At 72.0% G+C, this 10718-nt stretch carries 8 protein-coding genes; 5 read left to right on the top strand and 3 right to left on the bottom strand.

Annotated features, from left to right (window positions below; all coding sequences use genetic code 11):
* Positions 1–148: 148 nt before the first annotated feature.
* Positions 149–1711: an RNA polymerase sigma factor gene (locus NMQ01_RS05790; RefSeq protein ID WP_255185911.1), complete on the top strand. Its 1563-nt coding sequence runs from the start codon at positions 149–151 to the stop codon at positions 1709–1711.
* Here the strand turns inward: NMQ01_RS05790 and NMQ01_RS05795 are convergent, their stop codons facing one another.
* From NMQ01_RS05795 to NMQ01_RS05805, 3 genes are read right to left on the bottom strand one after another with little or no spacing between them, the layout of a single operon-like run.
* Positions 1712–3991, bottom strand: a complete 2280-nt coding sequence (locus NMQ01_RS05795) for a DUF3488 and transglutaminase-like domain-containing protein (protein WP_255185912.1) — start codon at positions 3989–3991, stop codon at positions 1712–1714.
* Positions 3988–5199 carry a DUF58 domain-containing protein gene (locus tag NMQ01_RS05800; protein WP_255185913.1) on the bottom strand — a complete coding sequence of 404 codons (1212 nt, stop codon included), beginning with the start codon at positions 5197–5199 and terminating at the stop codon, positions 3988–3990. Before NMQ01_RS05800 ends, NMQ01_RS05795 begins: the two co-directional genes overlap by 4 nt.
* A 10-nt stretch (positions 5200–5209) precedes the next feature.
* Entirely contained in the window at positions 5210–6109 is a 900-nt protein-coding gene (locus tag NMQ01_RS05805; RefSeq protein WP_369694861.1) for an AAA family ATPase, read from the bottom strand.
* Positions 6110–6526: 417 nt separating this feature from the next.
* Here NMQ01_RS05805 and mraZ point away from each other — a divergent pair, with 417 nt between their 5' ends.
* The 4 genes from mraZ (at position 6527) to NMQ01_RS05825 (ending at position 10718) form a co-directional block, all read left to right on the top strand.
* Positions 6527–6958 carry a division/cell wall cluster transcriptional repressor MraZ gene (gene mraZ, locus NMQ01_RS05810; protein WP_255185915.1) on the top strand — a complete coding sequence of 144 codons (432 nt, stop codon included), beginning with the start codon at positions 6527–6529 and terminating at the stop codon, positions 6956–6958.
* A 67-nt stretch (positions 6959–7025) separates the two neighbouring features.
* Positions 7026–8102: a 16S rRNA (cytosine(1402)-N(4))-methyltransferase RsmH gene (rsmH, locus tag NMQ01_RS05815; protein WP_255185916.1), complete on the top strand. Its 1077-nt coding sequence runs from the start codon at positions 7026–7028 to the stop codon at positions 8100–8102.
* On the top strand, positions 8099–8635 hold the full coding sequence (locus NMQ01_RS05820) for a hypothetical protein (protein WP_255185917.1): 537 nt from the start codon (positions 8099–8101) through the stop codon (positions 8633–8635). The genes rsmH and NMQ01_RS05820 overlap by 4 nt, the downstream gene beginning before the upstream one ends.
* A gap of 13 nt (positions 8636–8648) precedes the next feature.
* Entirely contained in the window at positions 8649–10718 is a 2070-nt protein-coding gene (locus tag NMQ01_RS05825) for a penicillin-binding protein 2 (RefSeq protein ID WP_255185918.1), read from the top strand.

Consider the following 10718-nt stretch of genomic DNA (forward strand, 5'->3'; position numbering starts at 1 on the left):
GGCCGCTGCCACCCCTGGTGGCGGCATCTGCGCCGCCCGCGTTTTATAATGGTCACGAGCCCAGCGCACAGCGACCGGGCGAGTCGGGACCGCGGGGTGACGCCACCCCCTTCGTCCCGGCGGAATCCTCCGTGACGAAAGGTTGTTGGTGACTGCTGTGTCCCCACGGTCCGGCGAGACGCAGGGCTCCCTCCCCAAGGAGTTCTCGCACCCATCGTTGCAGGAGCTCGTCCTGAAGGGCCGCACGACCGGATCCATCACCAGCGACCAGCTGCAGGCAGCATTCAGCGAGGCGAAGATCAGCCCCACCCGGGGTCGGGTCGTCCTGCGTGCACTGGGCGACCAGGGAATCGAGGTACAGGTGCCAGAGTCCACCCCGGCGAAGAAGACCGCGAAGAAGGCTCCCGCCAAGAAGGCGGCGACCAAGACCGCGGCGACGAAGACGGCCGCGAAGAAGACCGCGACCAAGAAGGCCGCCGCGCCCGCGAAGAAGGCTGCTCCGGCGAAGAAGGTCGCGGCCAAGAAGGCCGCGTCGACGGCGACGGCCGCAGCCGCCGCTGCGCCCGTGAAGCAGGCGGCGCCGGCCAAGCAGGCCGCCGCGAAGAAGGCCGCTGCCAAGAAGGCCGCGGCCAATCCCACGACGACGACGGCCGAGGAGCCGGCACCGGGCGAGGACGAGCTGCTCGTCGACGAGCCCGAGGCGAAGACCAAGCCCGAGACGGAGCAGGACGAGAAGTCCGGCTTCACGATCAGCAACGACGACGAGGACGACGCGCCCGCGCAGCAGGTCGTCACGGCCGGTGCCACCGCTGACCCGGTCAAGGACTACCTCAAGCAGATCGGCAAGGTCGCGCTCCTCAACGCCGAGCAGGAGGTCGAGCTCGCCAAGCGGATCGAGGCCGGCCTCTTCGCCGAGGAAAAGCTCGCCTCCGGCGAGAAGATCGACATGAAGTTCAAGCGCGAGCTGTGGTGGATCGCGCAGGACGGCAAGAACGCCAAGAACCACCTGCTCGAGGCCAACCTGCGACTCGTCGTCTCGCTGGCCAAGCGCTACACCGGTCGCGGCATGCTCTTCCTCGACCTCATCCAGGAGGGCAACCTCGGTCTGATCCGTGCGGTCGAGAAGTTCGACTACACGAAGGGCTACAAGTTCTCGACCTACGCCACGTGGTGGATCCGTCAGGCGATCACCCGCGCGATGGCCGACCAGGCGCGCACGATCCGCATCCCCGTGCACATGGTCGAGGTCATCAACAAGCTCGCTCGTGTTCAGCGCCAGATGCTCCAGGACCTGGGCCGCGAGCCCACGCCGGAGGAGCTGGCCAAGGAGCTCGACATGACCCCCGAGAAGGTCGTCGAGGTCCAGAAGTACGGTCGCGAGCCGATCTCGCTGCACACCCCGCTCGGCGAGGACGGCGACTCCGAGTTCGGTGACCTCATCGAGGACTCCGAGGCCGTCGTGCCGGCTGACGCGGTGAGCTTCACGCTCCTGCAGGAGCAGCTGCACTCGGTGCTCGACACCCTCAGCGAGCGCGAGGCCGGCGTGGTCTCGATGCGCTTCGGCCTGACCGACGGCCAGCCGAAGACGCTCGACGAGATCGGCAAGGTCTACGGCGTGACCCGTGAGCGGATCCGCCAGATCGAGTCCAAGACGATGAGCAAGCTCCGTCACCCGAGCCGCTCCCAGGTCCTGCGCGACTACCTCGACTGATCACCCCCGGCGGGGGAGGCGGCGCAGGATCGCGCGGCCGAGCGTCCGCCAGGCGTCGACCCCGTCCTGGGGCCACAGCACGGAGCGCAGCTGCATCGAGCGCTGGCGGCTCGCGCGCACCCGGTCGACGACCTGGCCGACCTCGCGGGAGATGTCCGGCAGGTCGGCGCCGGGCGGTGCGTAGCGCGCCCGCTCGAGCGTCGCGACGACGTGGTCGAGGTGCTCCTTGGGCTCGCCCTCGAGGTGCAGCCGTCGGGAGAGCCAGGCGCCCGTCTGCCGCGGCGTCGCCCCGACCGGAGGACGCAGCCCGAGGTCGTCGAGCTGGCTGACCAGCTCGTGCCACTCGCGCTCGACCCGCTCGGTGTCGTCGAGCGAACGGCGTCGATCCAGACGGCGCGCCACGAGCGCGGACACCGGCATGATCGCGAGGACCAGCCCGGCGCCGAGCAGCCACAGCAGCCAGGTCAGCCACGCGGGTCGTCCCTCGTCCTGCCCGGTCGCGGCCTCGGGGACGGCGACGTCCTCGGGACGATCGGCGGAGCTGGCCGAGCTGCTGCTCGCGTCGTCGGAGCTGGTCGAGGTCTCGCTGCCTGCGCTGGAGTCGGTCGTGTCCACCGAGTAGCCCGGCGTCGAGGCCGCGCGCGAGCCGGGCGTCGGCTCGAAGCGCGTCCAGCCGACGCCCTCGAAGTACAGCTCCGGCCACGCGTGCGCGTCGCTCACCCGCACCACCCGCTCCTCGCCGGTCGACAGCGACCCGGGGAGGAAGCCCACGGCGACGCGCGCCGGGATGCCGCGGGCGCGGGCCATGAGGGTCATCGTCACGGCGAACTGCTGGCAGTAGCCGGTCTTGGTGTCGAGGAAGGAGACGATCGGGTCGCGGCCCTGAGCGTCGGGCAGCTCGAGGCTGTAGGTGAACTCGCTGCCGCGCAGGTACTCCTGGATCGCCTGCGCGCTGGCGAGCGGGGTCGCGTCCTGGGGGACGACCTCGTCGACGAGCTCGGTGATCTCCGTCGAGGAGCCGGGGTCGAGGGTGAGGTAGGAGTCGTCGGCCGCGCTCGGGTCGACGGGCAGCGCGGTCTCCAGGTCGAAGTCGTCCTCCTCGGGCGTCAGCTCGGTGAAGGTCGCCGAGTAGGTCCCGGGCGTCTGCTGGACGCGGGCGGTGCCGTCCTGGCCGAGGGCCCAGGCGATGCCCCCGGTGTCGACGGAGCTGACGAGCGAAGGGAGCGGCAGCTGCGGTGCCGCGACGCCGTTGGACTGCACGACGATCGTCCGCCGCTCGGCGGGGATGTTGCCCGGGATGCGCAGCGTCGGGTCGACCGGGGAGAAGCCGTCGACCGGCTCGGGGGCATCGGAGCGCATCCGTCCCAGGCCGTCGGAGAAGTCCTCGACGACGGCGACGCGCAGCGGCTCGGGCGAGGGGGCGCTCGTCGTGTAGGTGAGCACCGGCTCCTCGCTCGGCGAGGCGAGGCTGCGGCGCAGGTCGAGCGCACTGGCCAGGCGCACGCCCGAGCCGCCGACCGACGAGCCGCCGCGTCCGAGCCCGTCGAGCACGTAGCGCGTGGGCAGGTGGGGGACGAAGGTCGCCAGGGCGACGGCACCGGCCAGGCCGAGGGCGCCCAGGCGCACGGCCTGCCAGCGGTGCGAGCGCGCCGCGACCTCCTCGCCGTCGCCGCGCGCGAGCCGGGGGACCGAGGTCACCCAGCCGTGGAGGTCGACGTCGGCCTGGTGGACGACCATCGCCAGCCAGACGCTGGCCGCGACGAGGAACCACAGCCCGTGGAGGGACCCGCCGGAGTTGGCCGCGGAGACGAGGAAGAGCGACAGCAGCGGCAGGCCGGCGACCGATGGCGACATGGCGGTGGCGCTCGACATGTCGACGGCGAGCGCGACGACCACGACGACGGTGACGAGCATGACGACGATGCCCGGCGTCGCGGGGGCCGGTGCGGCATAGCGGGTGATCGTCTCGTGCGCGTCGGAGACGTGCGCGGCGAAGGTCGAGATGGTCTGCGGCGTCGGCACGACGCCGAACCACGTCGTCTCCCGCAGCTGGGTGACGAGCAGGTAGAAGCCGGCGACGAGCGCCTGGCCCAGGACGACGAGACCCGCCCGGGTGGTCAGTCCGCGCAGCAGCATGCCGCTGAGCATGACGAGGAGGATCCCTCCCATCGCCGGGCCCACCCACGGGTTGTCGTCGAAGAGCGAGCGCAGCGGGAGCGCGACGACGAGGGTGCCGAGCGCGGCGAGCAGCCCGGCGACGGCGCGGAGGTCGTGTCTCATGCCCGCACCCCCAGGCCGACCGACAGCCGTGTCCACAGCTCCGGCAGCTGGGCTCCGGGGCGCACGACCTCGGCCCGCCACCCGCCGAGGGCGAGCCGGTGGGCTGTCTCGTCGGCAGGACCGGTGCCCGAACGTCCGGTGAAGCCGCCACGGTCCACGACGAGGGCCCGGCCGTGGCGCGAGCGGGAGGTGCACAGGTCGACGACCTCGTCGTCGAGCTGCCCCAGCACGCCGACGACGAGACCGCCCCCGTGGAGCATGAAGTCGTCGAGCGCCTCGACGAGCCCGTCGGGCGAGGTCGTCTCCGCTGGCCCGACCGCCGCCAGCTCGTCGAGCGCGTGGTCGAGGTCGACGAGCGGGACGACGGCGCCGGTCTCGTCGGACGCGAGGCACAGGTGCACCTCGAAGCGCTCGCCGAGCAGCACGGTGACGATCGAGGCGACGGCCGTGACCGACCACTCGAAGGACCCCCCGCCGCCCGTGCCGGCGTGCGAGCCCGCACGGTCGTCGAGCAGGACGAGCGCGCGGCGACGTGAGGGCTGCTCGTCCTGACGGACCATCGTCTCGCCGGTGCGGGCGGTCGAGCGCCAGTGGATGCGCCGCAGGTCGTCGCCGATGCGGTACTCGCGCACCCCGATGTCGTCCTCTCCCTGGAGGGCGACGCGCGAGGAGGTCGATGTCTCGCCGCCCCCGCCGGCCGGCACGCCGCGGACGGGGGTGAGCGGCAGGACGCGGGGCAGGACGACGAGCGAGGTCTGGCCCGGCACGGGGATCGATCGGGTCGCCAGGCCGAAGGGGTCGGTGACGCGCACCGAGAGCGGACCGATCACGTGGTGCCCGCGCACGTGCGAGCGCACCCGGTAGGAGAGCTGTCGGCTCTCGCCGCTGTCGAGGCGCGGCACGAGCAGGTGCGGGCGGTCGCCGAGGGCATAGGCGAGGGTCTCCTCGCCGCGCAGCAGGGGGGTGCTCAGCCGTCCGGCGTTGCGCACCTGCACGGTCACGTCGGCGTGCCCGTCGGTCGGGATGCGCACCGGGGAGACCTGCCGCGAGACGTCGAGGTCGAGGTCACGACGGGAGAGGAGCAGCGCGAGGGCCGGCAGGACGACGAGCAGCCCGCCGACCTTCGTCAGGTCGTGCAGGCCGAGGACGAGCCCGGTGAGGGCGACGAGCACGCCGGCGGCGACGAAGAGCCGCCCACGGCCGGTCATCGCGCTCGCCTCACCGGGTGGCCGGCACGCGCGTGCGCTGGACCAGCTCGCTGACGATGTCGGTGGCCTCCCGGCGGGCGAGCTGGGCCTCGCTGCTCAGCAGCAGCCGGTGGGCGAGGACGACCGGGGCGATCTGCTGGATGTCGTCGGGCAGGACGTGGTCACGACCGGCGAGGGCGGCATGGGCCCGGCCGGCCCGCAGCAGGTGCAGGGTCGCGCGCGGCGAGGCCCCCAGACGCACGAGCGAGCTGGTGCGCGTCGCCGTCGCGATGTCGACGACGTACTGCCGCACGGCGGCGGAGGCGTGGACGGTGCGCACGGCGGCGATGAGCCGGGCGATGCCGGCGGCGTCGGCGACGGGGTGCAGGTCCTCGAGCGGCGAGCGGGCGCTGTGGTGGTCGAGCATGTTGATCTCCGCAGCCGCCGTCGGGTAGCCCATCGACAGGCGGGCCATGAAGCGGTCGCGCTGCGCCTCGGGGAGGGGATAGGTGCCCTCCATCTCCACCGGGTTCTGCGTGGCCATGATGATGAAGGGCCGCGGCAGCTCGTAGGTCGTGCCGTCGACCGTCACCTGCGCCTCCTCCATGCACTCGAGGAGGGCGGACTGCGCCTTGGGCGACGCGCGGTTGATCTCGTCACCGATGACGACGTTGGCGAAGACCGCGCCGGGGCGGAACTCGAAGTCGTGCTGGTCCTGGTTGTAGATGCTCACGCCGGTGATGTCGCTCGGCAGCAGGTCTGGCGTGAACTGCACCCGTCGCACCGAGGCGTCGATGCTGCGCGCGAGGGCCTTGGCGAGCATCGTCTTGCCGGTGCCGGGGACGTCCTCGACGAGGATGTGCCCTTCCGCGAGGAGCACCGTGATCGCCGTGCGCACGACATCGGGCTTGCCCTCGATGACGCCGTTCATCGTCTCGGCGAGCGCGCGGCCGACGGAGACGACGTACTCGAGGTCGTCGCTCACCTGCACCGCGGGCGCACCTTCCCTGCTGAGGGTCACCACGACTCCGATCCGGGGGCCGACAGCGCGCCGCCCCACTTCGCTCCGATGTGCCCCCGACCCTACGTGGCGCCGCGCCCCCGGCCCTAGGAATCGGGGTCACGAGACGGAGGCGCCGTCGGTCCGGGCACTCGAGGTCCCCCTTCGTGGTGATGTACGGGCGAAATTGCCCCACTTTGCACCACCCCTGATTTATCAGGGAAAAGTCACCAAAGAAGTGCCCGAAAAGTGCGCTGATGGGTGTGATCTGGAGCAAAGGTGGAGTAAAGTGGTGGAACAAGGAAGCGCAGGGAGCCCTCGGGTCGAGACGAAGGGGAGGTGGCCGCCGTGTTCCTCGGTACCCACACCCCCCGCCTCGACGACAAGGGCCGCCTCTTCCTGCCGGCGAAGTTCCGCGACAAGCTCGCCGGCGGTCTGGTCATGACCCGTGGCCAGGAGCGCTGCCTCTACGTCTTCCCCATGGACGAGTTCGTCAAGATCACCCAGCGCTTCCAGGAGGCCCCCACCTCGAGCAAGGCAGCTCGCGACTACATGCGCGTCTTCCTCTCCGGCGCGAGCGACGAGATCCCCGACAAGCAGGGCCGGGTCACCGTGCCGGCCGCGCTGCGCCAGTACGCCGGCCTCGACCGCGAGTGCACCGTCATCGGCACCGGCTCGCGGGTCGAGGTCTGGGACACCGCCGCGTGGGAGGACTACCTGGCCAGCACCGAGCAGGCCTTCGCCGACCAGTCCGAGGAGGTGATCCCCGGACTCATGTGAGCAGCTGCCGCCCGGCCTCCAGCCGTGACGGCGCCGACCCGACTTCCCCCGGGCCGGATCGTCCCGGATGGGGACCAGGCGGCAGCTGCCGGACAGCCCGGAGATCACCACCCACCACCACCAGCACGAAGGGAGCACCGTGGAGCACAACGACACCGGCACCGGCCGCGACGCGGCCTCCCGCCACGTGCCCGTCATGCTCGACGAGGTCCTCGACCTGCTCGCCCCGGCGCTCTCCACGGAGGGCGCCGTCCACGTGGACGGCACGCTCGGCATGGGCGGGCACGCGCAGGCCGTGCTCGAGGCCGACCCGCAGGTGCGGCTCGTCGGCATCGACCGCGACCCCCAGGCGCTGCGCCTGGCGGGGGAGCGGCTGGCACCCTTCGGCGAGCGGGTCACCCTCGTGCACGCGGTCAACGACGAGATCGGCGAGGTCCTCGACGACCTCGGCATCGAGACCGTCACCTCCGCCTTCTTCGACCTCGGCGTCTCCTCCCTGCAGCTCGACGAGACCGAGCGCGGCTTCGCCTACGCCCACGACGCGCCGCTCGACATGCGCATGGACCCGACGACCGGGATCACCGCGGCCGAGGTGCTCAACACCTACGACGCCCGTGACCTTGCGCGCGTGCTCTCCGAGTACGGCGAGGAGCGCTTCGCCCGCAAGATCGCCGGCGCGATCGTCCGCGAACGGGGGGTGACCCCCTTCGACCGGTCCGGCCGGCTCGTCGAGCTGCTGCGCGCCACGATCCCGATGGCCTCGCAGCGCGGCGGCGGCCACCCGGCGAAGCGCACCTTCCAGGCGCTGCGCATCGAGGTCAACGCCGAGCTCGCCGGCTGGGCCCGGGCACTGCCCGTCGCGCTCGAGCGGATCGCCGTCGGCGGTCGCATCGCCGTCCTGTCCTTCCACTCCCTCGAGGACCGCATCACCAAGCGGGGCCTCGCCGCAGGGGCGACCTCGACCGCCCCCGCCGACCTGCCCGTCGAGCTGCCGGAGCACGCCCCCGAGCTGCGGCTGCTCACCCGTGGCGCCCTCACCCCGGGCGCCCACGAGCTCGAGACCAACTCCCGATCCGCCTCGGTCCGCCTGCGCGGCGCCGAGCGCATCCGACCGCCCCGCCAGCAGAGAGGTACGTCCCGATGAGCCAGTCGTCCGTCGCCACGACCGTCGCCCGTCGTGCGCCCGCCCGCCGCACCCGAGCCTCCCTCGAGGTGGTCACCCCGGCCGACCGGGCCGGGTCCCCGTGGTTCCCCGCGGCCTGCGTCGCCCTGCTGCTCGCCGGCCTCGGCGCCGTCCTCGGTCTCAACACCGCGATGGCCCAGGACTCCTTCGAGGTCACCGCGCTCGAGGCCCGCTCCGCATCGCTCGCCGACAAGGAGGACTCGCTGGCCCAGACGATCAACGACCGGGCCGCGCCGCAGCGCCTGGCGACGAAGGCCGACGAGCTCGGGATGGTGCCCGCGAGCAGCGCCGCCTTCATCGACCTCGACCAGGGCAAGGTCCTCGGCGTGGCGTCGGTGGCGCAGAAGCCGGACGGATTTACCGTGGGAGCGGCGGCCACGGCGACCGCCGACGAGTCGACGAAGAGCGCCTCAGCGCCCCCGTCGAAGTCCACGAAGAAGAGCACCGCCAAGAGCACGAAGAAGAGCCAGAAGTCCACCCGCTCGAGCAACTGAGGAAGGGCCCCACGTGAGCCAGCGCCGACCACACCGCCCCCAGGGCACCGGTCGACCCTCCGGCTCGTCGCGGCCTGCGAAGAAGGCGGCACCAGCGAAGCGGGCAGCCGGCCCCGCCAAGAAGGCTGCTCCGGCTCGCAAGGCCGCTCCGGCCAAGAAGACCGCTCCCGCTCGCAAGGCGGCACCCGCCAAGAAGGCCGCACCGGCTCGCAAGACCGCTCCCGCCCGCAAGGCTCCGGCCCGTCGGCCGGCCGCGGCCCCCGCCGCTGCGGCCAACCCGCGCGGGCGGATGCGTGCACTCATGGTCGTCTCGCTCATCGTGCTCAGCCTCTTCGCCGCCCAGCTGCTGCGCATCCAGGGCTTCGACTCCGACGCGGTCGCCGCCGACGCCCTGCGCCAGCGCACCCAGACCGAGGCGATCCCCGCGCACCGCGGGACGATCTACGACGCCAACGACACCGTGCTCGCGCAGAGCCAGGAGCGGCGCACCGTCGTCGTCGACCAGACGGCCGTGCCGGCCTACGAGAAGGACGTCGACGGCACCCAGACCAAGGTCGGGACGGCAGGGGCCGCCAAGGACCTCGCCGAGCCGCTCGGCACGACCGCGGAGGACCTCGAGCCCAAGCTCACCGGCACGCAGCGCTACCGCGTGCTCGCCAAGAACATCTCGCCCCTGACCTGGCGCAAGATCAACGCCCTGGGCATCCCCGGCATCTACTCCGAGCGCTCGACCCAGCGCACCTACCCGCAGTCGACGACCGTCGCCTCGCTCGTCGGCTTCGTGCAGCCGCAGGACCAGACCGCCGGTGGTGGGCTGGAGCTGCAGCTCGACGACATCCTCAAGGGCACGCCCGGCCAGGCGACCTACGAGATCGCCCAGGACGGCTCGCGGCTGCCCAATGCCTCCGACGACGTCAGCTCGGCCGAGAGCGGGCGCGACGTGCGCCTGACGATCGACAACGACGTGCAGTGGTACGCGCAGAACGCCTTGGCCGACCAGGTCAAGGAGACCGACGCGCTCTCCGGCACGATCGTCGTCCAGCGCGTCGACACCGGCGAGCTCGTCGCCCTCGCGTCCTACCCGACCTTCGACCCCAACGACATCGGCGACGGCAAGGGCGTCTTCTCCAACCTCGCCTTCTCCGACGTCTTCGAGCCCGGCTCGACGTCGAAGATCATGACCGTCGCCGCCGGCCTCGAGGAGGGGGAGATCACCCCCGAGACGCCGATGATCCTCCCGGGGTCGATGCGCCGCGGCAACCAGACGCTCAACGACAGCCACCCGCACCCCGACGAGTACCGCACCGTCGCCGGCGCCCTCGCCGAGTCGAGCAACACCGGCACGATGCTCATCGGCGAGACGATGTCGCCGAAGACCCTCGAGGAGTACCTGCGCCGCTTCGGCCTCGGGTCGACGAGCGGCTCGGGATTCCCCGGCGAGTCCGCCGGCCTGCTGCCGAAGTCGGAGACGTGGAACGGCTCGCAGCGCTACACGATCACCTACGGTCAGGGCGTCTCGACGACGGCCGTGCAGGTGACCAACGTCTTCCAGGCGATCGCCAACGACGGCGTGCGGATCAGCCCGACCTTCGTCAAGGAGGTCAGCGACGGCGAGGGCGGCTGGGAGCCGGCCCCGGCCGGCAAGCGCAACCGTGCCGTCTCGTCGAAGACCGCCAACCAGGTCTCCCGGATGCTCGAGGGCGTCGTCTCCGACGAGGGCACCGCCCCGCAGGCGAAGATCAAGGGCTATCGCGTCGCCGGCAAGACCGGCACCGCCGACCGCTACGACCCCGAGACCGGTGGCTACAGCGGCAAGACCGCGAGTTTCATCGGCTTCGCCCCGGCGGACGACCCCAAGCTCGTCGTCTCGGTGATCCTCCAGCGCCCGATCAAGGGCTACTACGGCGGCGCGGTCGCCGCGCCCGTCTTCAAGGACGTCATGACCTACGCCCTCCAGAAGGAGCAGGTCCCGCCGACGCCGCAGGACGCGAAGTCGCCCAAGGTGCGCACCAAGCTGTCGAAGAAGCCCGCCGACGACACCCCGGGGCTGCTGCGTGACCGGGGCGCGCCGGACGGCGGGTAA

Origin of the sequence: Janibacter sp. CX7 (assembly GCF_024362365.1) — a bacterium.
GTDB lineage: Bacteria > Actinomycetota > Actinomycetes > Actinomycetales > Dermatophilaceae > Janibacter.

What these genes read in the sequence shown, in the direction of transcription:
- rsmH (WP_255185916.1), top strand. Translation starts at nt 7,026, where the DNA reads ATGGGGACCAGGCGGCAGCTGCCGGACAGCCCGGAGATCACCACCCAC.
- NMQ01_RS05805 (WP_369694861.1), bottom strand. Translation starts at nt 6,109, where the DNA reads ATGAACGGCGTCATCGAGGGCAAGCCCGATGTCGTGCGCACGGCGATC.
- NMQ01_RS05800 (WP_255185913.1), bottom strand. Translation starts at nt 5,199, where the DNA reads ATGACCGGCCGTGGGCGGCTCTTCGTCGCCGCCGGCGTGCTCGTCGCC.
- NMQ01_RS05820 (WP_255185917.1), top strand. Translation starts at nt 8,099, where the DNA reads ATGAGCCAGTCGTCCGTCGCCACGACCGTCGCCCGTCGTGCGCCCGCC.
- NMQ01_RS05795 (WP_255185912.1), bottom strand. Translation starts at nt 3,991, where the DNA reads ATGAGACACGACCTCCGCGCCGTCGCCGGGCTGCTCGCCGCGCTCGGC.